Below are 23,238 nucleotides of genomic sequence, written 5' to 3'. Positions count from 1 at the left end.
CCCGAGTCGCCTACAATCCCGAGTTGACGGGCCTCCCCGCATGGTGAAGCGGCCAAACGGGTCAGGTGGGGAACCAAGCAGCCCTAACTGCGTAGTCAGTGCCGGGGGTAAGGCTCGTCAACCTCACATCAAGAAGCCTTGAGTTCTCGATAACTTGAGCGCCATCGACCGCAAGGGCGGGAAATAGTCCTAAAGCAAAACGACCCCAGGTGTCACCACATGGGGCCGCGTGAGGGAAATCGGACAACTACGGGAGCTTGGCCAGTATCTTGTCCATTTCCTGGCTCGAATACGCGCGCATCGAAGCGATGCGCACATTCCCCTGGCTGGCCGTCGCGATGCTGAACGCCGCCAATGCGAGTTCGTCCTCTGCCTCGAGCACGCAGACGAGGTCGTACTTGCCCATGGTCCAGAACAGTTCCCGCATGGTGACTCCGCCCTTTTTTGCAGCTTCCTTGGCGGCAGCGGCCCGTTTGGTCGTGTCCTTGACCGATTGAATGCCCTTGTCGGTGAAGCTCATCAAGCCAATGTAGGTGATCATGTCAACCTCCTTTGAGCTGAAAGTAGGTGGCCTGTGCCGACTGCCTCGAACCGACGCGGCCACCTGCCGTCGATCCAGATCACGACCAGTGAAATGACCTGCTGGTCCCTGGCCAGGAGCGCAGCATTACGGGAGCGAACCTCGCGCAGGGCGGCAAGGAGTTTCACTGAGGGGCGACCCGGCGCATGCTACGCGCTTCGTCGGCGGTGGCAAGGCCGGCCTGATGGGCGGGAAGCACGATGTCCACCGGGCATGACGCCCTCCTGGCGGACCGGATCGCGTCATCCGGCGCGCGGCATCTCGGCCGCAATGACCTCGAGCTCGTCCAGGAGCGCCCAGCCCTCGCCCTCCTCGCCCTCGCGGCTCTCGGTCAGCAACTCGACCGCGAACTCCATCTGCATCGGCGTAAACAGATGGGCCATCATGCCCATGAGTTGGTGGGCACTGCGCGGCGGATGGCCTGAGGCCTTCTCCGCCAGGTGGATGGCGCGAATCAGGTTCACCTGCGGATAGCTCAGTGCTTGTTCGCCGCAGTGGCCCAGATAGGCAGTCAGGGAGCGCGCGGCACGCTTGCAGGCCTGCCGCGTCTCGGCGCCGAGGGCTGCGGTCTGCGCGTCCGCGCGGCGCCCCTCCGCCAGGATGTCTGGGGCAGAGGTCTCGTTGTTCTGGGTCATGCTGTGGTGGAGCGGGAGTGGGCCAATCGGGGTGCGCAGGCGGTCCGGTCTGGTGGACCGATCCCGCCGCACATGACTCCGAGCTTCGGCGATCTCGCTGAAGGCAGCCTTAAACGAAAGTACCCGCTCAGGCGTAAATACTGTATTTTTATACAGTCATTTTGCTAGAATGGACCGCCTCCAACAACAACACAACGGCGAGACCATGCCCCCCTTGACCCCTTCCCTGAATGTTGGCCGGGTGCTGCCTTTGCGGCCTCCGCCGCGCCCAGCTCGCCCCTCCTGGCCCTTTCGAGTGGCGCGCGAGCCGCCTGCGGCCCCTCAGATCAGGGCGCAGGCGGCACGGGTCATCGCAACCACCGCCCGGCACTGGAGGGTCGACGAAAACTGAGATCCGACCGCTACTTCAAGCGCTCCAGCACGCCGCGCGCGGCCGCCGCGCCGCTCGCCATCGAGGCGGTCAGCAGATAGCCGCCGGTCGGCGCTTCCCAGTCGAGCATCTCGCCCGCAAAGAACACCCCCGGCAGCGCGGCCCCCATCAGCTTGTCGTCGAGCGCATCGAAGCGCACGCCGCCGCCGGTGCTGATGGCTTCGTCGAGCGGCCTCGGCGCCAGCAGCCTGAGCGGCACCGCCTTGATGGTTTCGGCCAGCTTGTCGGGCGATTGCATTTCTTCGCGCGTGAGCACTTCGTGCAGCACACCGGCCTTGATGCCCTCGAGGCCGAGCCGGCTTTTCAGGTGACTGGCCAGCGATCGCGCACCGCGCGGATGCAGCACTGCGGCGCGCACCTGTTCGGCGCTGCGATCGGGCAGCAGGTCGAGCATCAGGAGGGCGCTGCCGCTCTCGGTGATGTCGTCGCGCAACAAGGCCGAAGCCGCATAGATCAGGCTGCCTTCGACTCCGGTGGCGGTCGCCACGAACTCGCCCTTGCGCGCAAAGCGCCGACCCTGGGCATCGCTGACCGTGATCGCCACCGACTTGAAGGGCATGCCGGCGAAGCGCTCGGCGAAATGCGGGGTCCAGCCCAGGTCGAAGCCGCAGTTGGCCGGCACCAGCGGTGCGACCGGCACGCCGCGACCTGCCACCCACGGCACCCAGGCGCCATCGGAACCCAGCCGCGACCAGCTTGCGCCGCCGAGCGCCAGCACCACGGCATCATGGGCGGCAACGACTTCGGCGCCGGGCGCGGCGAAGCGCAGCGTGGTGGCCGGCATCGACGCATCCGGCCAGCCCAGCCAGCGGTGGCGCATGTGGAACCGCACGCCGGCCTGCCGCAGCCGATGCAACCAGGCACGCAGCAGCGGCGCGGCCTTCATGTCCTTGGGGAACACGCGCCCCGAAGTGCCGACGAAGGTCTCGATGCCGAGTCCATGCGCCCACGCGCGCAGTTGATCGGGGCCGAACCGTCGCAGCAGGGGCTCGAGCGCGGCGCGCTGCGGGCCGAAGCGGTCGACGAAGACGTCATAGGGCTCCGAGTGCGTGAGGTTGAGGCCACCGCGGCCGGCCAGAAGGAACTTGCGCCCGACCGAGGGCATGGTGTCGTAGAGATGCACCTCGACGCCTTCGCCGCCGAGCACTTCGGCAGCCATCAATCCGGCGGGGCCGCCACCGACCACCGCGACTTTCTTTCTTTGATTCATGCGTCGAGTGTCACCGCTTTGGCTATCGACGCCATAGCTTGCGCGTCGACCACGGCATCACTTGGTTTCTGTCACAATGACCCGCACTTTAGCTGCACCGAAACTCTCCGCGCAGAAGGACACACCCCCATGGCCAGCGACCTCATCAAACACATCTCCGACTCTTCTTTCGAAGCCGACGTGCTCAAGTCCGGCAAGCCTGTGCTGGTCGACTACTGGGCCGAATGGTGCGGTCCCTGCAAGATGATCGCGCCGATCCTCGACGAGGTCTCCAGCACCTATGAAGGCAAGCTGCAGATCGCCAAGATGAACGTCGACGAGAACCGCGACATCCCGGCCAAGTTCGGCATCCGCGGCATCCCGACCCTGATGCTGTTCAAGGACGGCCAGCTGGCCGCCACCAAGGTCGGCGCCATGAGCAAGGCGCAGCTCACGGCCTTCATCGATCAGCAGCTCGCCTGACGTTCCCCGGGGCTGCCCGCGCGCAATGCGCCGGCAGCCTTCCTTTTTCCTGTCATAATCTCCTACAGATCACCGGCCCTTCCAGGGACCCGGTTCGAGTTCCCCGGTTTGTGAGGCATCTCTCGCCTCTCCTCAAACCTCCCCCTCCTGGTTCCAGACTGATTTCCCCACACGGGGTCATTCCATGCACTTAAACGAACTCAAGGCACTCCACGTGTCCGAAGTCTTCAAGCAGGCTGAAGCGCTTGAAATCGAAAACATCGGCCGTATGCGCAAGCAGGAGTTGATGTTCGCAATCATCAAGAAGCGGGCCAAGGCCGGCGAGCAGGTCTTCGCGGACGGCGTGCTCGAGATCCTGCCCGACGGCTTCGGCTTCCTGCGCAGTCCGGACACCAGCTTCACCGCCAGCACGGACGACATCTACATCTCGCCCAGCCAGGTCCGGCGCTTCAACCTGCACACCGGCGACATGATCGAAGGCGAAGTGCGCACGCCGAAAGACGGCGAGCGCTACTTCGCGCTGACCAAGCTCGACAAGGTCAACGACGGCGCCCCCGAGGCCAACAAGCACAAGGTCATGTTCGAGAACCTGACGCCGCTGTTCCCCAAGGAGCAGATGCGTCTCGAGCGCGAGATCAAGGGCGAGGAGAACCTCACCGGCCGGATCATCGACATCATCGCGCCGATCGGCAAGGGCCAGCGTGCCCTGCTCGTGGCACCGCCCAAGAGCGGCAAGACGGTCATGATGCAGCACATCGCGCATGCGATCAGCGCCAACTACCCCGACGTCCACATGATGGTGCTGCTCGTCGACGAGCGCCCCGAAGAAGTGACGGAAATGCAGCGCACCGTGAAGGGCGAGGTCATTGCCTCCACCTTCGACGAGCCCGCAGCGCGCCACGTGCACGTCGCCGAAATGGTCATCGAGCGCGCCAAGCGCCTGGTCGAACTCAAGAAGGACGTGGTGATCCTGCTCGACTCGATCACCCGCCTGGCCCGCGCCTACAACAACGTCGTGCCCTCCTCGGGCAAGGTCCTGACCGGCGGCGTGGACTCCAACGCGCTGCAGCGCCCGAAGCGCTTCCTCGGCGCCGCGCGCAATGTGGAAGAAGGCGGCTCGCTGACCATCATCGGCACCGCGCTGATCGACACCGGCAGCCGCATGGACGAAGTGATCTTCGAAGAGTTCAAGGGCACCGGCAACTCCGAAATCCACCTCGACCGCCGCCTCTACGAGAAGCGCGTGTTCCCCTCGATCCAGCTCAACCGCAGCGGCACGCGCCGCGAAGAGTTGCTGCTGCCCCCCGAGATCCTGCAGAAGACCCGCATTCTTCGCCAGCTCATGTACAACATGGACGAGATCGAGGCGATGGAGCTGATGCTCAAGAACATGAAGGCGACCAAGACCAATGTCGAGTTCTTCGACATGATGCGTCGCGGGGGCTGATCAAGCCTGATCGCCTCCTCGCGCTGACGGCCTGTCAGCGCGCCGCCAGGGCCCGGCCTTCCGCCGCGCTCTGGCGCCCCAGGTCGAGCAGCTCCATCAGCTCGACCGCCTGCTCCGGCATCACCGGATTCGGGCCCTTCCCGACGATCGCATCGCGCACCGCCGCGTAGTAGCCGACATAGTTGCCCGCCGGCGTGGGCCGCTTCTGCGTCTGCGCACGGCCGTCGATCCCCACCAGCGTCAGTTCGCCTTCGACCGGGTCGACGCCCCATCCCGCTTCGCCGGGTCGGCCGCCGGCGCGCAGCGCGTCCTCCTGCGGGTCGACGCCACGCTTGATGTAGCTGCCGCGCGTGCCGTGCACGATGAAACGCGGCGCCGGAACGGCCGCCAGCGTGGTCGCGTGCAGCACCACGCGCAAGGGCGCGTGCTCGCCGCTTTCGTAGCGCAGGACGGCATGGAAGTAGTCCTCGACCAGCGCGCGCTCGCGCAACGCGGCGATGTCGAGTTGCAGCGTATCGGGCCGGCCGAAGAGCTGTACCGCCTGGTCGAGCAGGTGCGAGCCGAGGTCGACCCAGAGGCCCGCACCGGGCACCGGCTGTTCCCGCCAGCGTTCGCGCACCTGCGGCCGGAAGCGGTCGAAATGCGATTCGAAATACACCGGGCGACCGAGTTCGCCGCCCGCCAACAGGTCGCGCAGGCTCAGGAAGTCGGCGTCGAAGCGACGATTCTGGTAGACCGACAGCAGCCGCCCCTTTCGCTCGGCCAGCGCGGCCAGTTCGCGCGCCTGGGCGGCGTCGAGCGTGAAAGGCTTGTCGACCACCACGTGCTTGCCGGCTTCGAGCGCCAACCTGGCAAGCGGATGGTGCTGGGCATTGGGCGCGGCAATGACGACCAGGTCGATGTCGCTTCGACGCAACAGAGTGACGACGTCGGGGACCACGTCCACGCCGGGCCAATCTGCATGAACCTTGTGCGGCTGCGAACTCGCGACGGCGCCGAGTTCGAGCCCCGGGACGGCCGACAGCACGGGCGCGTGGAAAGTCTGGCCGGCGAATCCATAGCCGACCAGGCCGGCGCGCAAGTTGGAGAACGGCATGGTAAGGGAGCCCCTGGCGCGGAAAACGCCCAGTATGCGATAATTGCGGGCTTAGCGAAAAGTGCTGCGCGGCCTCCTGCCGCGGCTTGACGGCCCCAGGCCCTCGACACCCAGTGGCTCTCGCATCGACCCCAAAGGAAAAATCATGGCTAAAGAAGGCATTCACCCCAACTACCGCGAAGTTCTGTTCGTCGACCTGTCGAACGGCTTCAAGTTCGTGACCCGTTCGTGCGCGAACACCAAGGAGATGGGCAAGACCGACGACGGTCGCGAACTGCCTCTCTACAAGCTCGACACCTCGAGCGAGTCGCACCCCTTCTACACCGGCACGCAAAAGTCGGTCGACAACATGGGCGGCCGCGTCGAGAAGTTCCGCAACCGCTTCGGCAAGACCACCGGCGCCGCCTCCAAGTAAGGAGGGCGCTTCTGCGTCGAGGGCAGCCCGGTTTACCGCGCTGCCCTTTTTTCTTTGGCCCCCGCACGCCCCACACCCGACCCTTGAATCAGCCGACGCCAGCGATCGTTGCCCAGAGCGCCGTGCGCCGCCTGCCGCGGATCGCGCTGCTGCTGCTGTGCGCGGCCTACCTGATGCCGGGGCTGGTGGGCCGGGGGCCATGGAAGAGCGCCGACATCGCGGCCTTCGGCTTCATGGCCGAACTCGCGAACAGCACCGCAGGCATCGCGCGCTGGCTGGATCCGATGCTGCTCGGCCTCCGGCCCGAGACGCCGGCGCTGCTGCCCTACTGGATCGGCGCCTGGGCCATCAAGATGGCACCGGCCTGGCTCAACCCCGACCTGGCGGTGCGCATCGCCTTCGCACTGATGCTCTGGGGTGCCTTCAGCGCCACCTGGTATGCCGCGTACTACCTGGCACGCACACCGCGCGCGCAGCCGGTGGCCTTCGCCTTCGGTGGCGAGGCCCGCCCGACCGACTATGCGCGCGCCATCGCCGATGGCGCCGTGCTGGCGCTGATCGCCTCCCTGGGACTCGCGCAACTGGGTCACGAGACCACGCCCGCGCTGGCCCAGCTGTTCTTCGCCTCCCATCTTTTCTTCGGCGTCGCGGCCCTGCCGTATCACCGCATCGGCGCCTTCATCGCACTGCTGATCGGCAGTTGCGGGATGGCGCTGTCCGGCGGGCCGACGGTCGGGCTGGGACTGGGCCTCGGCTGCGTGCTGGTGCTGGCTGCGGAGCGCAGGCGCAGCAGCGCCGACCAGGCCTCCGAATCCGAACCGACCTACAGCGTCGGCGCGATCGCAGCGGTGCTGGCCGCCACGCTGTTGGCGGCGGCCCTCGCGGCCGCACTCGGGCTCTTCCAGTGGAAGATCGAACTGCCGGGCGGAGGCCCCAACGACCGCGTGTTCGCCGAGGTGCGCGGCCAGGCCAAGTTGCTGCTGTGGTTCACCTGGCCGACCTGGCCGCTGGCGGTCTGGACCCTCTGGCGCTGGCGCCGGCAACTGACGGCACGCCACGTCGCGCTGCCGCTGTGGTTCGCGCTGATGCCGCTGCTCGCCACCTGGACCACCGACTTCTCCGAGCGCTCGCTGCTGCTCGCGCTACCCGCCCTCGCGACGCTCGCCGCCTTCGCGCTGCCGACCCTGCGGCGCAGCGTGGCGGCGCTGATCGACTGGTTCACGCTGCTGTTCTTCAGTGGCTCGGCCATCATCATCTGGGTGATCTGGGTGGCGATGCAGACCGGTGTGCCGGCCAAGCCCGCGGCCAATGTCGCCAAGCTGGCACCGGGTTTCGTGCCGCATTTCTCGGTGGTCGCCTTCATCTTCGCCGTGGCTGCGACGCTGGCCTGGGCCTGGCTGGTCCGCTGGCGCACCGGACGCCATCGCGCCGCGCTCTGGAAGACCCTGGTGCTGCCGGCCGGCGGCGCCGCGCTGTGCTGGATGCTGCTGATGACGCTGTGGCTGCCGCTGCTCGACTACGCGCGCAGCTACGTGCCCCAGGTGCGCACGATCTCGGAGAAGGTCACCCAGAACGAGTGCATTTCCGAACTTGCCCTCAGTCGGCCGCACATCGCGGCGCTGCGCTACCACGGCGGCTTCAAGCTGCGCTCGCTCGGCACCGACGCGCCCTGCCCCTGGCTGCTGGTCAGCCCGGACGCGATCGCGCGCCTGCACAACATCGTGAACCTCGACGGCTGGCGCCTGATCGGCACGCTGCGGCGACCGACCAGCCCGAGCGACGATCTGCTGCTCTACCAACGGATCGTCCCGGCCGGTGGCTAGCGAGCGGCGGGTGATCGCGCGCCACGCCGCGACGGTGCTGGTCGGCCAGCTTGCGGTCATGGCCTTCGGCGTGACCGACACGATCGTGGCCGGCCGCTATGCCGAAGGCGCGTTGGCGGCGCTGTCGGTCGGCTCGGCGATCTTCATCAGCGTCTTCGTCTCGCTGATGGGCGCACTGCAGGCGCTGCTGCCGATCTGGGCCGAGCTCCACGGCGCGGGCCGCACGCACGAGGTCGGCCGCTCGGTCCGGCAGTCGCTCTATCTCTGCGCGATCACGATCGCGATCGGCATGGCAGTGCTGCTGTTCCCGGCGCCGTTGCTGCGCTGGACCGAAGTGCCGCCGGCCATGCGCGACGACGTCGAGGCCTACCTGCAGGTGCTCGCCTTCGCGCTGGCGCCGGCCCTGCTGTTCCGGCTCTTCAGCACCCTCAACCAGGGCCTGGGCAAGCCCCAACTCGTGACCTGGCTGCAGCTGGCTTCGCTGGGCGTGAAGCTGCCGCTGTCGATCTGGTTCGCCTTCGGCGGCGCCGGACTGCCGGCCATGGGACTGGTGGGCTGCGGCTGGGCCACGCTGGTGGTCAACTACGCGATGCTCGGCGCCGCCATCTGGCTGCTGCGCAGCGACTCCTTCTACACGGGCTACCGCTTCTGGCAGCGGATCGAAGCACCCGACTGGCGGCAGATCAGCCAGTTCGCGCGGCTCGGCGTACCGGCCGGGTTGTCGGTGCTGGTGGAGGTGACCTCGTTCACGCTGATGGCGCTGTTCATCGCCCGGCTGGGCACGGCGGCCTCGGCCGCGCACCAGATCGCTTCCAACCTCACGGCGGTGGCCTACATGATGCCGCTGTCGCTCGCCATCGCGACCAGTGCGCGGGTCAGCTTCTGGCTGGGGGCCGGCGATCCTGCGCGCGCGCGGCGCGCCTGCCGCCGGGGCTTCGAGCTGACCGTGTGCCTCGCGCTGCTGTTCGCCGCCGCGATGGCCACGCTGCGCTGGCAGCTCGCGGACATCTACTCGGCCAACCCGGCGGTGGTCGCGCTCGGCGCCACCCTGCTGCTGGCCACCGCCATCTATCACTTCGCGGATGCACTGCAGACGCTGTGCGTCTTCGTGCTGCGCTGCTACCGCGTCACCGTGCTGCCGCTGGTGCTCTATTGCACGCTGCTGTGGGGCGTGGGACTTGGCGGCAGCTACCTGCTGGCCTATCGCGGCATCGGCCCCTGGACAGCGATGCACTCGCCGCTGGCCTTCTGGATGATGGGGGCACTGGCGCTGGCCCTGACGGCCGGGGTGTTCATCACGCTGCTGGCGTTCACGCTCAGGCAACGACGCTGAGCGGCGAAGCCTGCCGCAGGCGCGCCACCGGAAACACGAGCGCGAACCGCGAACCCTTGCCGAGCGTGCTCTCGATGCGTAATTCGGCCCCATGGCGCTGCGCGATGTGCTTCACGATCGCCAGGCCGAGGCCGGTGCCGCCGGTCTCGCGCGAGCGGCTGCGGTCGACGCGGTAGAAGCGCTCGGTGAGACGCGGCAGGTGCTCCGCAGCGATGCCGGGGCCGCTGTCGCGCACCGCGTACTCGCCTCGGCCGTCGGGCAGCAGGCGCCAGGTCACCTCGATTTCGCCGCCGCCGGGCGTGTAGCGGATGGCATTGCTCACGAGGTTGGACATCGCGCTCTGCAGCTCGGTCGGTCCGCCGGCGATCTCGGAGTCGGCCTCGATCGAGAACGACAGCCGGTGACCCTGAGAGGACAGCCGGCTCGACAGCCCCCTGCCCTCGTCCTCGCATTGCGCCATCAGGGCCCGCACGCGGGTCCAGCGATGGGCCGGCGGGGCCGCGCTGCCTTCCAGCCGCGACAGGGTCAGCAGGTCGTTGACCAGCGTCTCCATGCGGTGCGACTGCTGGCCCATGAGCGCCAGATAGCGGGCCCGCTCCTCGGCATCGAGCGGCAGGTTCTGCAAGGTCTCGACGAAGCCGGCCAGCACCGTCAGCGGCGTGCGGATCTCGTGCGAGACGTTGGCGACGAAATCGCGCCGCATGGCCTCGGCCTGCTCGAGCGAGGTGATGTCGCGGGTCAGCAGCATGCGCCGGTTGCCGGCGTAGGGGTGCACCTGCACCGACAGCCGCGCCGGATGACCGCGATGCTGCGGGGCCTGCGCCGGGGCATCGATGACCACGTCGCGGCTGTAGTTCCAGGAGGCCAGGTAGGCGACGAAGGCCGGGTCGCGCACCAGGTTGGCCAGATGCTGGAGCAGGTCGCGTTCGGCGTCGATCCCGAACTGGCCGGCGGCGGTCTGGTTGCACCATTCGATGCGCCCCTGCTCGTCGAGCAGCACGACGCCGTTCGGCGAAGCCTGGATGGCGGCAAGAAACTCCTGCAGCCGATCCTCGGCCTGGCGGGTCTGCTGCTCGCGCTCGCGCAGCAGCTTGCGGATGCGCTCGGACAGCTCGCCCCAGACGCCGGGCCCGCGCGACGGCAGGCCGGCGACGTCCTTGCGCAGCACGTTCAGCAGCCGCTGGGCGCGCCAGGCGTCGAGCAGCAGCCACACCAGCGCGCCGAGCCAGCTGCCGAGCCAGGCATGGTGCCAGCCCAGCAGCGCCGCGGCCGCGCCGCCGCCAAGGGCGGAAGCCGTGAGGAAAGTGGCGATACGAAACGGCATGCCGAGCAATTATCCCGCCCGGTCGCAGCCGACCGGGCCTCTGGCGCGTTGGATTTTCAGACCGTGGCCTGGGCAGTGAGCCGGTAGCCCGCGCCGCGCACGGTCTCGACCATCGGCGCGGCGGCACCGAGCGACTCGCGCAGGCGCTTGACGTGAACGTCGACCGTGCGTTCCTCGATGTAGACGTGGTCGCCCCACACCTTGTCGAGCAGCTGGGCGCGGCTGTGAACGCGCTCGGCGTGCTGCATCAGGAAACCCAGCAGCTTGAACTCGGTCGGACCGACCTTCAGCGGCGCCCCTTGCCAGGTGACGCGATGGGTGGCGGTATCGAGCGCCAGCTCGCCGATCTCGACCCGCTCGGCCACCGCCTCGGGTGCCCGGCGGCGCAGCACGGCGCGGATGCGCGCCAGCATCTCCTGCGTGGAGAAGGGCTTGGTGATGTAGTCGTCGGCGCCGGCATCGAGCCCGGCCACCTTGTCGGGCTCATCGCCGCGCGCGGTCAGCATCAGGATCGGGATGGCCTTGGTGCGCGGGTCCTTGCGCCAGTGGCGGGCCAGCTGCAGGCCGCTCTGGCCCGGCAGCATCCAGTCGAGCAGCACCAGGTCGGGCAGGAAGGCATCGATCTCGCGCTGCGCCGCCGCGCCGTCCTCGGCCCAGATCGGCTCGAAGCCGTTGTGACGCAGGTTGACGGCGATCAGCTCGGCGATCGAGGACTCGTCTTCGACGATCAGGATCCTAGGTTTCTTCATGAATTGCAGGCGAACTTCATTGCAGTGCCGACTCGATCTCCTGCATCGAAGTGTGCCGCACATCGGCGCCCTTGACGATGTAGATGATGAACTCGGCGATGTTCTTGGCGTGGTCGCCGATGCGCTCGATCGCCTTGGCGAGGAACAGCAGGTCGAGGCTGGCGGAGATCTTGCGCGGGTCTTCCATCATGTAGGTGACCAGCTTGCGCACGAAGCCGTCGAACTCCTTGTCGATCAGGTCGTCGTCCTTGAGGATCGACAGCGCCGCCGCGGTGTCCAGCCGCGCGAAGGCGTCGAGCGCCTTGCGCAGCAGGCCCGAGGCCAGGTCGGCGGCGATGCGCAGCTCGCTCGAGGGCAGCGCGCGGGCCGATCCGCTCTCGATGATCGATTTGACCATGCGCGCGATCTTGTTCGCCTCGTCGCCCACGCGCTCGAGGTTGGCGGTGGTCTTGGAGATCGCGATCAGGAGGCGCAGGTCACGCGCGGTCGGCTGGCGGCGGGCGATGATCGACGACAGCTCGCGGTCGATCTCGATCTCCATCGCGTTGACGCGGTGCTCGGTCTCGGTGACGCGCTCGGCCGCCTCGGCGTCGAACTCCTGCAGCGCGTAGACCGCCTGGTGGATCTGGGCCTCGACCATGCCGCCGAGCTCCATCACGCGCGAGGACACGGTGTTGAGTTCGCTGTCGAACTGGCTGGAAAGGTGCTTTTCGGTCATGTCTGTCCCCTTAGCCGAATCGGCCGGTGATGTAGTCCTCGGTCTCCTTGCGCTTCGGCTTGAAGAAGAGGTCTTCGGTCGCGCCGAACTCGATCAGGTCGCCCAGGTACATGTAGGCGGTGTAGTCGCTGCAGCGCGCCGCCTGCTGCATGTTGTGCGTCACGATGACCACGGTGTACTCGCTTTTGAGCTCGGCGATCAACTCCTCGATTTTCGCCGTGGAGATCGGGTCGAGTGCCGAGCAGGGTTCATCGAGCAAGAGCACTTCCGGCTTGATGGCGATGCCGCGCGCGATGCACAGGCGCTGCTGCTGGCCGCCCGAGAGCCCCGAGCCGCTTTGCTGGAGCTTGTCGCGCACTTCCGTCCAGAGCGCGGCTTTCTTGAGCGCCCATTCGACCCGGTCGTCCATCTCGGAGGCGCTCAGGTTCTCGAACAGCTTCACGCCGAAGGCGATGTTGTCGTAGATCGACATCGGGAACGGCGTCGGCTTCTGGAACACCATGCCGACCTTGGCGCGGATCAGCGCCACGTCCTGCTTGGAGGTCAGCAGGTTCTCGCCGTCGAGGGCGATCGTGCCCTCGGCGCGCTGCTCCGGATAGAGCTCGAACATCCGGTTGAAGGTGCGCAGCAGGGTCGACTTGCCGCAGCCCGAGGGGCCGATGAAGGCGGTCACCTTGTTCTCGGGAATCTCGAGGTTGATGCCCTTGAGCGCGTGGAACTTGCCGTAGTAGAAGTTCAGGTCCTTGACCGAGATCTTCGAGCGCGTCGGCTGGGCGAGAGTGGTAGGCATGATTTTCTTAAAGCTTGTTGCGCGTGAGGATCCGCGCGAGGATGTTGAGCGCCAGCACCGCGACCGTGATCAGGAACACGCCGGCCCAGGCCAGCTGCTGCCAGTTCTCGTACGGGCTCATCGCGAACTTGAAGATGGTCACCGGCAGGCTGGCCATCGGCTGCGTCACGTCGGAGGTCCAGAACTGGTTGCTGAGCGCGGTGAAGAGCAGCGGCGCGGTTTCCCCGGCGATGCGGGCCACCGCCAGCAGCACGCCCGTCACCACCCCGGCGCGCGCCGCGCGCAGCGTGATGCTCAGGATCACCTTCCACTTCGGCGTGCCCAGCGCGTAGGCCGCTTCGCGCAGGCCCGGCGGCACCAGCTGCAGCATGTTCTCGGTGGTGCGAATCACCACCGGGATCACGATCAGCGCCAGCGCCAGCGCGCCCGCCAGCCCCGAGAAGGACTTGAAGTAGGCCACCACCACCGCATAGACGAACAGGCCGATCACGATCGAGGGCGCCGACAGCAGGATGTCGTTGACGAAGCGCACGATCATCGACAGCCAGCCCTTGGGGTTGTACTCGGCCAGGTAGATGCCGGCCATGATGCCGATCGGCGTGCCGACGAAGGTCGCCAGCAGCACCATCACGAGCGAGCCGAAGATCGCGTTGGCGATGCCGCCGGCTTCGTTCGGCGGCGGCGTCATCTCGGTCAGGGTGCTGAGCGCCAGGCCGCCGACGCCCAGGCGCAGCGTTTCCCAGAGGATCCAGACCAGCCAGAAGACGCCGAAGGCCATCGCGGCCAGCGAGAGCGTCAATGCGATGAAGTTGACCCGCTTGCGGCCGGCGAAGCGCGCCGCGCGCGTCTCGTCCAGCGTCTTGGCGTTCAGGAGGCGTTCCGCGGTGGTCATGACTTGGTGCCCTCGCTCTTCTTCATGCGCTGCAGCAGCAGCTTGGACAGCGACAGCACCACGAAGGTGATGAAGAACAGCACCAGGCCGAGGTACATCAGCGAGGCCTGGTGCAGGCCGGCGCCGGCTTCGGCGAACTCGTTGGCCAGTACCGAGGTGATGCTGTTGGCCGGCTCGAAGACCGACAGCGAATTGAGCTGGTTGGTGTTGCCGATCACGAAGGTGACGGCCATCGTCTCGCCCAGCGCGCGGCCCAGGCCGAGCATGATGCCGCCGATGACGCCGGCCTTGGTGTAGGGCAGGACGACCTTGGAAACCACTTCCCAGGTGGTGGAGCCGAGCCCGTAGGCCGACTCCTTGAGCAGCGGCGGCGTGACCTCGAACACGTCGCGCATCACCGAGGCGATGAACGGAATGATCATGATCGCCAGGATGATGCCGGCCGACAGGATGCCGATGCCCACCGGCGGGCCCGCCACCAGCGCGCCCAGATAGGGCACGCCCTCGAACAGCTTCTGCAGCGGCTGCTGCACGTAGGTCGAGAGGATCGGGCCGAACACCAGCAGACCCCACATGCCGTAGACGATCGACGGCACCGCGGCGAGCAACTCGATCGCGGTGCCGAGCGGCCGCTTGAGCCAGGCCGGCGACATCTCGGTGAGGAACAGCGCGATGCCGAAGCTCACAGGCACCGCGATCAGCAGCGCGATCAGCGAGGTGGCCAGCGTGCCGTAGATCATCACCAGGCCGCCGTACTCGTCCTTCACCGGATCCCAGACGCTGCTGGTCAGGAAACCGAGGCCGAACTTGGAAATGGCGGGCCAGGCGCCGACAAGCAACGACAGCAGGATGCCGATCAGCATCGCGAGCGTCAGCAGCGCGGCGCCTTTGGCGGCCCAGCCGAACAGGCGATCGGTGGTGGGGCCGCTGCGCGGCCGCTTGGCCGGCGGCGGGCCGGCTTGGGCACGGGCGCGCTCGGCCGGGAGGTCGAGCGTGGTGGCGCTGGCAGGGAATGTGGATGACACGTGTCGCTCCGAAGCCGGCGCGCGATCAAGCGGTGTGCTCATATGCGCGCCGAGGTGGCTTACTTGATCGCGACGGGCTTGCCCGAGGCGTCCTTGATCTCGCCCCAGGCGGTGGCGATCGCGCCCTTGACCTTGTCGGGCATCGGCACGTAGTCGAGGTCGCCGGCGGTCTTGTCGCCGTTCTTGTAGGCCCAGTCGAAGAACTTGAGCGTGGTCGTGGCCTGCGCCGGCTTGTCCTGCAGCTTGTGCATCAGGATGAAGGTGGCGCCGGTGATCGGCCACGAATCCTTGCCTTGCTGGTCGGTCAGCACCTGGTAGAAGCTCTTCGACCAGTCGGCACCTGCCGCCGCCGCCTTGAAGGCATCGTCGTCCGGCGAGACGAAATTGCCGGCCTGGTTCTGCATCTGCGCGTACGTCATCTTGTTCTGCTTGACGTAGGCGTACTCGACGTAGCCGATCGAGTTCGGCAGCCGGTTCACGAAGGCCGCGACGCCTTCGTTGCCCTTGCCGCCGGCGCCGGTCGGCCAGTTGACCGCCGTGCCGTCGCCGACCTTGGCCTTCCAGTCGGGGTTGACCTTGCTCAGGTAGTTGGTGAACAGGAAGGTGGTGCCCGAACCGTCGGCGCGGCGGACCGGCGCGATGGCGGCGTCCGGCAGCGCCAGCGAGGGGTTCAGCGCCTTGATGGCCGGATCGTTCCACTTGGCGATCTTGCCCAGGTAGATGTCGCCGATGACCTGGCCGCTGAGCTTGAGCTCGCCCGGCTTGATGCCCTGGATGTTGACCACCGGGATCACGCCGCCGATGACGGTCGGGAACTGCATCAGCCCCTTGGCCTTGAGCTCCTCGTCGCTCAGCGGCATGTCGGAGGCGCCGAAGTCGACCGTCTTGGCATCGATCTGCTTGAGGCCGGCGCCCGAGCCGACCGACTGGTAGTTGATCTTGGCGCCGGTGGCCTTGTTGAAATCGGCCGCCCACTTCGAGTACAGCGGCGCCGGGAAGCTGGCGCCGGCGCCGGTGGCGGCTTCCTGGGCCAGGGCCGGAACTTGCGCGAAGGCCGCGGCGATCAGGCCGGCGGCAGCGAATTTGAACGTCGTTTTCATGGTGCTTCCTTTGAGCTGCAAAAGGGCCCCTTGGGGGCTTGGCAGCGACTCTAGAAAGCTTGTGTGACAACGTCGTGACACTCGCGTACAGAGGGAGAAACAGCTGCTGCGGTGTGTGATCGTGTGTCGCTGTCACATATTCGTCACACGGCCCATCTAGCCTTGCGTGCCCACCGGGCTACGATCAGGCCCCGCCCTTTGCACCTCACTATGAAAAACGGAACCCGCCTCGCCGCGGTCGATCTCGGCTCGAACAGCTATCGACTGGAGATCGGCCAGGTCGACCACGGCCAGATCCATCGCACCGAATACCTCAAGGAAACCGTCCGCCAGGGCAACGGCCTCGACAGTTCGCGCAATCTCACGCCGGAGGCGATGCAGCGCGGCTGGGACACGCTGGCGCGCTTCGGCGAACGGCTGGCGGGCTTCGATCGCTCCCAGGTCCGCGCGGTCGCCACCCAGACGCTGCGCGAAGCCCGCAACCGCGACGAGTTCCTGTTGCGCGCGCGCACCGTTCTGGGCTTCGGCATCGACGTCGTCACGGGCCCCGAGGAGGCCCGCCTGATCTACCAGGGCGTGGCGCACACCCTGCCCCACACCGACGCCTCGAACCGCGAACGCCGCCTGGTGGTGGACATCGGCGGCCGCTCGACCGAGATGATCATCGGCCAGGCGCTCGTGGCCGAGGTCATGGAGTCCTACCGCGTCGGCAGCGTCGCCTGGTCGATGAAGCACTTCCCGCAGGGGCTGTTCACGCCCTCGGCCTTCCAGGCTGCCGAGGTGGCGGCCAAGGCGGTGCTCGACGAAGCGCTGGAAACCTACGTGCCCGACCGCTGGGACGTCGTGTACGGCAGCTCCGGCACGATCGGCGCCGTCGGCGACGTCCTGACCGCGGCCGGCAACGAGCCGGGCCTGATCACGCGTGACGGTCTCGATTGGCTGGTCGACCGGCTGCTGCGGGCCGGCAGCGCCGACCGGCTGCGCATCGAGGGCATGCGCGAGGACCGCAAGGCGGTGATCGGCGGCGGCGTGACCGTTCTGCGGGCCGTGTTCGACCTGCTCGAGATCGAGGAGATGAAGGTCGCCCAGGGCGCACTGCGCCATGGCGTGCTGTACGAGCTGCTCGAGCGCGACGACGTGGTGGCCGACCTGCGCACTGCCACCGTGGCACGGCTGGCGTCCCGCTTTCCGGTCGACAGCGCCCAGGTCAAGCGGGTCGGCGAGACCGCCGCCGCCCTCTATGTGCAGCTCAATCCGGCCGCGCGCGGCGGCAGCACCACGAGCCGGGCCGGCCGCGCGCTGCGCAAGCTCGGCTGGGCCGCGCAGTTGCACGAGATCGGGACCCAGATCTCGCACAGCGAATACCACAAGCACGGCGCCTACATCCTGGACAACGCCGAGGCGCCCGGCTTCGCGGTCAACGAGATGCATGCCCTGAGCCAGCTGGTGCTGGGGCATCGCGGCAAGCTGCGCAAGCTGGAAACGTCGCTGGACGACGAGAGCTTCGTCCCGCAGCTCATCGCGCTGCGGCTGGCCGTGATCCTGTGCCACGCCCGGCGCAACCCCGACCTGCAAGGGCTGCGAATCGAACAGCCCGACACGCGGCTGTTCGTCGTCGGCTGCCGCGCCGGCTGGTCCGACCTCTTCCCGCAATCCGCGTACCTGCTGCGGGAGGAGGTGCTGGCCTGGCAGAAGACCCCGTGGCGGCTCGAGCTCACCGGAATCTGAGAGCCCCCGCGCCCGAACGCCGCTACAGCAGCTCGGGCGCCTGAACCGTCACCACCACCGTCTGCACGTCGCCGTCGCGCTCGCGCGTGCGGATCCACCAGACCGCGCCCTTGCGCACCGGGCAGCTGTCCTGCTGCAGCCCCAGCAGCAGCGAGATCGCCTGGCCCAGCGAAGGCTGGTGGCCGATCAGCAGCACCACCGACTTGCCGTTCGGCCATCCGGCGGCGCCCAGCAGCGCATCGGGCGTGGTGTCGGGCGCGAGCTCGGTGCGCAGCTTGTACTTGCGCCCGAGCGCCAGCGCGGTCTGCTCGCACCGGCGCGCCGGACTGCACACGATGCGCGTGCCCTCGGGCAGCTGCCGATCGAGCCAGCCGGCCATGCGCTTGGCCTGCTTCTCGCCGCGCGAGGTCAACGAGCGCTGCAGGTCGTCGCAGCCCTCGGTCCAGTCGTCTGCCTCGGCGTGGCGCCAGAAAATGAGGTCCATGATTCAGTCAATCCCGTGATGCCGCGTGGCGGAGCCCGCGCGATGCGTAGCGGTTCATGAGGGCCGTCTGCGCACCATGGGCCTCGATGGCGCGCGAGGCGCCCTCCTCGCCCGCATGCGTGTCCGCGTCGACGCGGCGATAGACGCCGTCGGGACCGAGGTCCCAGGCGTCGCGCCCGTCGTGCAGGTAGGCCACCAGGCACTCGTCGATGAGCCGTTGCCGCAGCCCCGGGTCGGTCACCGGCCAGGCCAGTTCGATCCGGCGCAGCATGTTGCGGTTCATCCAGTCGGCGCTCGAAAGGTACAGCGACTCGTCGTCGCCCTGGCGGAAATAGAAGACCCGCGAATGTTCGAGGAAGCGCCCGATCACCGAGCGCACGCGGATGTTGTCGGTCAGCCCCGGCACCCGCGCCGGCAAGGTGCAGGCGGCACGCACGATGAGGTCGATCTTGACGCCCTTCTGCCCGGCCCTGACCAGCGAGGCGATCAGCGCCTCGTCGGTCAGCGCGTTCATCTTGGCGACGATGCGCGTGGCCTTGCCGGCCGCCGCAGCGACCCCGAGCGCGTCGATGCGCGCGATCAGGTTGCGATGCAGGTCGAAGGGCGCCAGCCACATGCGGTGCAGCTTCGGCAGCCGGCTCTGGCTGGCCAGGTGCACGAACACCGCCTCCATGTCGGCGGTGAGCAGCGGGTCGGCCGTGAGATGGCTGATGTCGGTGTAGAGCGCGGCGGTGCGCGGGTTGTAGTTGCCGGTCGACAGGTGGCCGTAGCGCCGCATCTGCCGGCCCTCGCGGCGCGTCACGAGCAGCATCTTGGCGTGCGTCTTCAGGCCGACCACGCCGTAGACGACCTGGGCGCCGATCGACTCGAGCATCTCGGCCCAGTTGATGTTGGCCTCTTCGTCGAAGCGCGCCTTGAGTTCCACCACCACGGTCACTTCCTTGCCGCGGCGGACCGCCTCGCGCAGCAGGTCCATCAGTTCGGAATCGGTGCCGGTGCGGTAGATGGTCTGCTTGATCGCGAGCACCTGCGGGTCCTGCACCGCTTCGCGCAGGAAGGCCAGCACGCCGCCGAAACTCTCGAAGGGCTGGTGGATCAGCACGTCGCCGCGCTGCAGCCGGTCGAAGAAGGACTGCCCGGGCGACAGCGTGATCGGGTAGGAGGCCTGGTACGGCGCAAAGCGAAGCTGCGGCTCGTCGAGCAGGTCGATCAGCTGCGTCAGGCGCGCCAGGTTCACCGGGCCGTGCACCCGGTAGAGCGCCTGCGGCGGCAGATTGAATTGCGCCAGCAGGAAGCTCGCGAGCGATTCGGCGCAACTGGAGGAAACCTCCAGCCGCACCGCCTGGCCGTAGTGGCGGTGCTCCAGGCCTTGCCGCAGGGCGGTGCGCAGGTTGCGGACATCCTCCTCGTCCACCGCGAGGTCGGAATGCCGCGTCACGCGGAACTGGGAAAACTCGCCCACTTCCCGCCCCGGGAACATGCTCGACAGGTGGGCCCGCACCACGCTGGACAGCGCGATGAACAGCGTCTTGCCGCCGGAGACCTTGGCCGGCAGGCGGATCACGCGCGGCAACACGCGCGGCACCTTCACGATGGCGATCGGGTTCTCGCGGCCGAAGGCATCCTTGCCGCCGAGCCTCACGATGAAGTTGAGCGACTTGTTGGCGACCTGCGGAAACGGATGGGCCGGATCCAGCCCGACCGGAATCAGCAGCGGGCGAACCTCGCGCTCGAAGTACTCATGCACCCACTTGCGCTGGACCGGATTGCGCTCGCCGTGCGAGATGATGTGGACGCCCTGGCTCGCGAAGGCCGGGATCAGCCCGTCGTTGTAGAGCGCGTACTGGCTCGCCACCAGCGAATGCGCCGCCTCGGCGAGGTGCTCGAAGGATTCGACCGTGTAGTTGCCCTTCTGGTTGCCGGCCACGCCGGCCGCCAGATGGGGCGCGGCCCGGACCTCGAAGAATTCGTCGAGGTTGGACGAGACGATGCACAGGTAGCGCAGGCGCTCGATCAGCGGCACCTCGGGGCGGTAGGCCCAGTCGAGCACGCGCTCGTTGAAGGCCAGGATGGCGTGATCCCGATCGAGCAGGGCCAGGGCGGATTCGGGTTCGACGATGGCAGGCGATTTGTCGGAAGTGGCAGGCGGCATGAATATGGATTCTGTAACAACCGCCGCAGGAGTGCTCAACGATCGCAGCATGCCAGTGTCACGGGCGCACATGACAGTTTTGTGACGATTGCGTGACGGAATTCCAACACTCCCTCGGCCCTCAGCGACCCTGGAAGTGCCTCTTGTAGCGTGCCGGCAACTCGTCGATGCGCATCAGCATCGGCAGGTCCGCGGTGTTGAAGTCCGGATCCCAGGCCGGCGGCCCGAGCACCTTGGCGCCGAGCCGCAGGTAGCCCTTGATGAGCGCCGGTGGCTCGATCTCGAGCGCGCCGTCCAGGCGCTGCACCGGCAGCGGCAGGCGCGGCTGCACGTGGTACTGGATCGGCGCCATGTGGGTGGCCGAGAGCTGACGCCAGATGCTGGCGGCCGCGTCGCCGCTGGTCACGCCGAGGTGCCACATCGGGATGCTGGCACAACCGATCATGGTGTCGAGCTTGTTGCGGCTCATGAAGCCGGCCAGCGCGCCCCAGAGCGCCAGGATGACACCGCCCTGGCGATGCTCCGCATGCACGCAGCTGCGGCCGAGCTCGACCATGCGCTCGCGCAGGTCGCGCAGGCGGGTCAGGTCGAACTCGATGTCGCTGTAGGTGCTGCCGACGCGCCGGGCCTGGGCCGGCGTCAGCACCCGATAGGTGCCGATCACCTGGCCGGTGGCTTCCTCGCGCACCAGCAGGTGCTCGCAGAAGTCGTCGAAGAGGTCGACGTCATGGCCGGCGACCGGCGTCGCCAGGCGCGCGCCCATTTCGCCGGCGAACACGTCGTAGCGCAGGCGCTGGGCGGCGCGCACCTCGTCCTGATGGCGCGCCCAGCTCACGCTGATGCCGCCGGTTTCTCGGCCACCCTCCGTGCGCGGGAGCGGCACGGGTATTGCAACGGGAGCCGGACCTGGCGCAGGCCGGAGGGAGCCGCGCAGGCCGAGCTGGGAGAACGGGAAGGTCGGGTTGGGCAGTTCTTTCATCGGGACCCTTTCTACGGACGCAGTCTGGGGACCGGCGGTGAAACAAGCATGTCGATTCGAAGGCAATTGCATGACGCCGCGCGATCCGGGCCGCTTCAGCGTTTAATGCCGGAAATTCGCTCTATGGAGTTTTGATGGCCACCGAAACCAGGATCGAGGTCGAGACTCGCCGCCACCAGATGTTTCCGGTCCTGAGCGACGCGGACATCGCACGCATCCGGCGCTTCGGGACCGTGCAGCGCCACGCGCGGGGCGACTGCCTTTTCCGGGCCGGCGAGCCTGGCCCCGGGATGTTCGTCGTGCTCGACGGCGCGGTGTCGATCACTCAGCGCGACGGCCTGGGGCATGTCGTGCCGATCGAGCGCCAGGGGCCGGGCCAGTTCCTGGCCGAGGTGGCCCAGCTCTCGGGCCGCCCCGCGCTGGTCGACGGCCATGCGGACACCGAGGTCCAGACCCTGCTGGTGCCACCTGACCAATTGCGGGCGCTGATCATCGCCGAGGCCGATCTCGGCGAGCGGCTGGTGCGCGCGATGATCCTGCGGCGGGTGGCGCTGATCGAATCGGGCGCCAGCGGACCGGTGCTGATCGGGCCGCCGCAGTCGGCCGGCGTGCTGCGGCTTTCGAACTTCCTGGGCCGCAACGGCCATCCCTACCAGGTGGTCGACGCCACGCAAGACGCCGACGCTGTGGCGCTGCTCGAGCAGTACGGCGAAGCCGAACTGCTGGTCGTCTGTCCCAACGGCACCGTGATGCCGAACCCGACCGAGCATGCGCTGGCGCGCTGCCTGGGCATGGTCGACAGCATCGCCCACGACGACCTGTTCGACGTCCTGGTGGTCGGCGCCGGCCCGGCCGGCCTCGCGACCGCGGTTTATGCGGCCTCGGAAGGCCTGCGCGTGATCGTGGTCGACTGCCGCTCCTTCGGCGGCCAGGCCGGGGCGAGCGCGCGGATCGAGAACTACCTGGGCTTTCCGACCGGCATCTCGGGCGGCGCGCTGGCCGGGCGTGCTTATGTGCAGGCGCAGAAGTTCGGCGTCGAGATGCTGATCCCGGCCCAGGTGGAATCGCTCGATTGCACCGCCGCCGAATCCCGGGGCGAAGTCTCGGTGCAGCTCGCCGACGGCCGGCGCCTGACCTCCAGGACGCTGGTGATCGCCAGCGGCGCGCGCTACCGCCGGCCCGAGGTCCCGCGGCTGGCGGAATTCGAGGGCCGGGGCATCTGGTACTGGGCCTCGGCGCTGGAGGCCAGGCTGTGCGCCCGGCAGGAGGTCGCGCTGGTCGGCGGCGGCAACTCGGCCGGCCAGGCCGCGGTGTTCCTGTCGCAGCATGCGGCCAAGGTCAACGTGCTGGTGCGCGGGCCCTCGCTGGCGGCCACCATGTCGCGCTACCTGATCGATCGCATCGAGGCCACGGACAACATCGCGCTGCGCCCGCACACCGAACTGGTGGCGCTGCACGGCGAGCCGGCCAGCGGCCTGAACGGCGCGACCTGGCGCCATCGCCTGAGCGGCAAGCAGGAGGATTGCCCGGCGCGCAACATCTTCCTCTTCATCGGCGCGGTGCCCGAAACCGATTGGCTTGCGGGCTGCGGCGTTGCGCTCGACAAGCACGGCTTCGTGCTCACGGGCCAGGCGGCGCGCGGCGGCTTTCCGGCCAAGACCGCGGGGACGCTCGAATCGAGCATCCCCGGCGTGTACGCGGTCGGCGACGTGCGCGCGGGCTCGGTCAAGCGCGTCGGCGGCGCCATCGGCGAAGGCGCTGCGGTGGTGGCGCTGATCCACCAGCACCTGGCGGCGTCGGCCGTCGCGGGGGCCTGAGCGGCTTGGGGCCCTGCAGGAAGACCGGTCCAGCGCTATGCTGACCGGC

The 23,238-nt window shown here is 67.9% G+C and carries 21 protein-coding genes and 1 other RNA gene; 8 read left to right on the top strand and 14 right to left on the bottom strand.

Going from position 1 to position 23,238, the window contains the following annotated elements:
* Positions 1-25 precede the first annotated feature (25 nt).
* Positions 26-122, top strand: an RNA gene (ffs, locus tag AC1DYK_RS00435) — signal recognition particle sRNA small type.
* 125 nt (positions 123-247) lie between these two features.
* On the opposite strand, the gene AC1DYK_RS00430 is transcribed toward ffs, so the two are convergent.
* The 3 genes from AC1DYK_RS00430 to AC1DYK_RS00420 form a co-directional block, all read right to left on the bottom strand.
* Positions 248-541, bottom strand: coding sequence for a GYD domain-containing protein (locus AC1DYK_RS00430; protein WP_478092694.1), 294 nt, complete (start codon positions 539-541; stop codon positions 248-250).
* A gap of 281 nt (positions 542-822) precedes the next feature.
* Positions 823-1,215, bottom strand: coding sequence for a hypothetical protein (locus tag AC1DYK_RS00425; RefSeq protein ID WP_478164467.1), 393 nt, complete (start codon positions 1,213-1,215; stop codon positions 823-825).
* 401 nt (positions 1,216-1,616) lie between these two features.
* Positions 1,617-2,855 carry a TIGR03862 family flavoprotein gene (locus AC1DYK_RS00420; RefSeq protein WP_478164466.1) on the bottom strand — a complete coding sequence of 413 codons (1,239 nt, stop codon included), beginning with the start codon at positions 2,853-2,855 and terminating at the stop codon, positions 1,617-1,619.
* Between the two features lie 129 nt (positions 2,856-2,984).
* On the opposite strand from AC1DYK_RS00420, the gene trxA reads away from it, so the two are divergent.
* Both trxA and rho read left to right on the top strand, forming a co-directional pair.
* Positions 2,985-3,317: a thioredoxin TrxA gene (gene trxA, locus AC1DYK_RS00415; protein ID WP_183023723.1), complete on the top strand. Its 333-nt coding sequence runs from the start codon at positions 2,985-2,987 to the stop codon at positions 3,315-3,317.
* 184 nt (positions 3,318-3,501) lie between these two features.
* Positions 3,502-4,764 carry a transcription termination factor Rho gene (gene rho, locus AC1DYK_RS00410; protein ID WP_442283085.1) on the top strand — a complete coding sequence of 421 codons (1,263 nt, stop codon included), beginning with the start codon at positions 3,502-3,504 and terminating at the stop codon, positions 4,762-4,764.
* A gap of 34 nt (positions 4,765-4,798) precedes the next feature.
* Here the strand turns inward: rho and AC1DYK_RS00405 are convergent, their stop codons facing one another.
* Entirely contained in the window at positions 4,799-5,860 is a 1,062-nt protein-coding gene (locus AC1DYK_RS00405; RefSeq protein WP_478164465.1) for an oxidoreductase, read from the bottom strand.
* 145 nt (positions 5,861-6,005) lie between these two features.
* Here AC1DYK_RS00405 and AC1DYK_RS00400 point away from each other — a divergent pair, with 145 nt between their 5' ends.
* The 3 genes from AC1DYK_RS00400 (at position 6,006) to AC1DYK_RS00390 (ending at position 9,431) form a co-directional block, all read left to right on the top strand.
* On the top strand, positions 6,006-6,275 hold the full coding sequence (locus tag AC1DYK_RS00400; protein ID WP_478156791.1) for a type B 50S ribosomal protein L31: 270 nt from the start codon (positions 6,006-6,008) through the stop codon (positions 6,273-6,275).
* An 83-nt stretch (positions 6,276-6,358) separates the two neighbouring features.
* Complete coding sequence (locus AC1DYK_RS00395; protein ID WP_478164464.1) at positions 6,359-8,098, top strand: hypothetical protein; 1,740 nt, start codon at positions 6,359-6,361, stop codon at positions 8,096-8,098.
* Positions 8,091-9,431, top strand: coding sequence for an MATE family efflux transporter (locus tag AC1DYK_RS00390; RefSeq protein ID WP_478164463.1), 1,341 nt, complete (start codon positions 8,091-8,093; stop codon positions 9,429-9,431). Before AC1DYK_RS00395 ends, AC1DYK_RS00390 begins: the two co-directional genes overlap by 8 nt.
* Here the strand turns inward: AC1DYK_RS00390 and phoR are convergent.
* From phoR to pstS, 7 genes are read right to left on the bottom strand one after another with little or no spacing between them, the layout of a single operon-like run.
* A complete protein-coding gene (gene phoR, locus AC1DYK_RS00385; RefSeq protein ID WP_478164462.1) occupies positions 9,415-10,755 on the bottom strand; it encodes a phosphate regulon sensor histidine kinase PhoR in 1,341 nt (446 codons plus the stop codon). The two genes, AC1DYK_RS00390 and phoR, sit on opposite strands and share 17 nt — an antisense overlap.
* Before the next feature lie 56 nt (positions 10,756-10,811).
* On the bottom strand, positions 10,812-11,504 hold the full coding sequence (gene phoB, locus AC1DYK_RS00380) for a phosphate regulon transcriptional regulator PhoB (RefSeq protein WP_478164461.1): 693 nt from the start codon (positions 11,502-11,504) through the stop codon (positions 10,812-10,814).
* A 16-nt stretch (positions 11,505-11,520) separates the two neighbouring features.
* Positions 11,521-12,222 carry a phosphate signaling complex protein PhoU gene (phoU, locus tag AC1DYK_RS00375; RefSeq protein WP_478092820.1) on the bottom strand — a complete coding sequence of 234 codons (702 nt, stop codon included), beginning with the start codon at positions 12,220-12,222 and terminating at the stop codon, positions 11,521-11,523.
* Positions 12,223-12,232: 10 nt separating this feature from the next.
* The gene (pstB, locus tag AC1DYK_RS00370) at positions 12,233-13,012 is read right to left on the bottom strand and encodes a phosphate ABC transporter ATP-binding protein PstB (protein ID WP_442283078.1); all 780 of its coding nucleotides are present in this window, start codon (positions 13,010-13,012) and stop codon (positions 12,233-12,235) included.
* Between the two features lie 7 nt (positions 13,013-13,019).
* Positions 13,020-13,904: a phosphate ABC transporter permease PstA gene (gene pstA, locus AC1DYK_RS00365; protein ID WP_478164460.1), complete on the bottom strand. Its 885-nt coding sequence runs from the start codon at positions 13,902-13,904 to the stop codon at positions 13,020-13,022.
* A complete protein-coding gene (pstC, locus tag AC1DYK_RS00360) occupies positions 13,901-14,971 on the bottom strand; it encodes a phosphate ABC transporter permease subunit PstC (RefSeq protein ID WP_478164459.1) in 1,071 nt (356 codons plus the stop codon). Before pstC ends, pstA begins: the two co-directional genes overlap by 4 nt.
* A 17-nt stretch (positions 14,972-14,988) precedes the next feature.
* Positions 14,989-16,029: a phosphate ABC transporter substrate-binding protein PstS gene (pstS, locus tag AC1DYK_RS00355; protein WP_478164458.1), complete on the bottom strand. Its 1,041-nt coding sequence runs from the start codon at positions 16,027-16,029 to the stop codon at positions 14,989-14,991.
* A 210-nt stretch (positions 16,030-16,239) separates the two neighbouring features.
* Here pstS and AC1DYK_RS00350 point away from each other — a divergent pair, with 210 nt between their 5' ends.
* Positions 16,240-17,757: a Ppx/GppA phosphatase family protein gene (locus AC1DYK_RS00350; RefSeq protein ID WP_478164457.1), complete on the top strand. Its 1,518-nt coding sequence runs from the start codon at positions 16,240-16,242 to the stop codon at positions 17,755-17,757.
* A gap of 22 nt (positions 17,758-17,779) precedes the next feature.
* On the opposite strand, the gene AC1DYK_RS00345 is transcribed toward AC1DYK_RS00350, so the two are convergent.
* The 3 genes from AC1DYK_RS00345 to AC1DYK_RS00335 all read right to left on the bottom strand — a co-directional run bounded on the left by AC1DYK_RS00345 (position 17,780) and on the right by AC1DYK_RS00335 (position 21,372).
* Positions 17,780-18,241: a SixA phosphatase family protein gene (locus AC1DYK_RS00345; protein ID WP_478164456.1), complete on the bottom strand. Its 462-nt coding sequence runs from the start codon at positions 18,239-18,241 to the stop codon at positions 17,780-17,782.
* Positions 18,242-18,248: 7 nt separating this feature from the next.
* Positions 18,249-20,393: a polyphosphate kinase 1 gene (gene ppk1, locus AC1DYK_RS00340; RefSeq protein ID WP_478164455.1), complete on the bottom strand. Its 2,145-nt coding sequence runs from the start codon at positions 20,391-20,393 to the stop codon at positions 18,249-18,251.
* A gap of 121 nt (positions 20,394-20,514) precedes the next feature.
* Positions 20,515-21,372: a GNAT family N-acetyltransferase gene (locus tag AC1DYK_RS00335; RefSeq protein WP_478094333.1), complete on the bottom strand. Its 858-nt coding sequence runs from the start codon at positions 21,370-21,372 to the stop codon at positions 20,515-20,517.
* A 134-nt stretch (positions 21,373-21,506) separates the two neighbouring features.
* Here AC1DYK_RS00335 and AC1DYK_RS00330 point away from each other — a divergent pair, with 134 nt between their 5' ends.
* Positions 21,507-23,189 carry an FAD-dependent oxidoreductase gene (locus AC1DYK_RS00330; protein ID WP_478164454.1) on the top strand — a complete coding sequence of 561 codons (1,683 nt, stop codon included), beginning with the start codon at positions 21,507-21,509 and terminating at the stop codon, positions 23,187-23,189.
* The last annotated feature ends 49 nt before the right edge of the window (positions 23,190-23,238 follow it).

The sequence above is a fragment of the Variovorax sp. P2_H12 genome (genome assembly GCF_056403395.1).
Note: the sequence above shows the minus strand (reverse complement) of the source record. Positions and strands in the feature narration are given on the sequence as shown.

What these genes read in the sequence shown, in the direction of transcription:
- AC1DYK_RS00430 (WP_478092694.1), bottom strand. Translation starts at nt 541, where the DNA reads ATGATCACCTACATTGGCTTGATGAGCTTCACCGACAAGGGCATTCAA.
- AC1DYK_RS00350 (WP_478164457.1), top strand. Translation starts at nt 16,240, where the DNA reads ATGAAAAACGGAACCCGCCTCGCCGCGGTCGATCTCGGCTCGAACAGC.
- trxA (WP_183023723.1), top strand. Translation starts at nt 2,985, where the DNA reads ATGGCCAGCGACCTCATCAAACACATCTCCGACTCTTCTTTCGAAGCC.
- pstA (WP_478164460.1), bottom strand. Translation starts at nt 13,904, where the DNA reads ATGACCACCGCGGAACGCCTCCTGAACGCCAAGACGCTGGACGAGACG.
- pstB (WP_442283078.1), bottom strand. Translation starts at nt 13,012, where the DNA reads ATGCCTACCACTCTCGCCCAGCCGACGCGCTCGAAGATCTCGGTCAAG.
- AC1DYK_RS00330 (WP_478164454.1), top strand. Translation starts at nt 21,507, where the DNA reads ATGGCCACCGAAACCAGGATCGAGGTCGAGACTCGCCGCCACCAGATG.
- AC1DYK_RS00420 (WP_478164466.1), bottom strand. Translation starts at nt 2,855, where the DNA reads ATGAATCAAAGAAAGAAAGTCGCGGTGGTCGGTGGCGGCCCCGCCGGA.
- AC1DYK_RS00405 (WP_478164465.1), bottom strand. Translation starts at nt 5,860, where the DNA reads ATGCCGTTCTCCAACTTGCGCGCCGGCCTGGTCGGCTATGGATTCGCC.
- AC1DYK_RS00345 (WP_478164456.1), bottom strand. Translation starts at nt 18,241, where the DNA reads ATGGACCTCATTTTCTGGCGCCACGCCGAGGCAGACGACTGGACCGAG.
- pstC (WP_478164459.1), bottom strand. Translation starts at nt 14,971, where the DNA reads ATGAGCACACCGCTTGATCGCGCGCCGGCTTCGGAGCGACACGTGTCA.
- ppk1 (WP_478164455.1), bottom strand. Translation starts at nt 20,393, where the DNA reads ATGCCGCCTGCCACTTCCGACAAATCGCCTGCCATCGTCGAACCCGAA.
- phoU (WP_478092820.1), bottom strand. Translation starts at nt 12,222, where the DNA reads ATGACCGAAAAGCACCTTTCCAGCCAGTTCGACAGCGAACTCAACACC.
- phoB (WP_478164461.1), bottom strand. Translation starts at nt 11,504, where the DNA reads ATGAAGAAACCTAGGATCCTGATCGTCGAAGACGAGTCCTCGATCGCC.
- pstS (WP_478164458.1), bottom strand. Translation starts at nt 16,029, where the DNA reads ATGAAAACGACGTTCAAATTCGCTGCCGCCGGCCTGATCGCCGCGGCC.
- phoR (WP_478164462.1), bottom strand. Translation starts at nt 10,755, where the DNA reads ATGCCGTTTCGTATCGCCACTTTCCTCACGGCTTCCGCCCTTGGCGGC.
- rho (WP_442283085.1), top strand. Translation starts at nt 3,502, where the DNA reads ATGCACTTAAACGAACTCAAGGCACTCCACGTGTCCGAAGTCTTCAAG.
- AC1DYK_RS00335 (WP_478094333.1), bottom strand. Translation starts at nt 21,372, where the DNA reads ATGAAAGAACTGCCCAACCCGACCTTCCCGTTCTCCCAGCTCGGCCTG.
- AC1DYK_RS00425 (WP_478164467.1), bottom strand. Translation starts at nt 1,215, where the DNA reads ATGACCCAGAACAACGAGACCTCTGCCCCAGACATCCTGGCGGAGGGG.
- AC1DYK_RS00400 (WP_478156791.1), top strand. Translation starts at nt 6,006, where the DNA reads ATGGCTAAAGAAGGCATTCACCCCAACTACCGCGAAGTTCTGTTCGTC.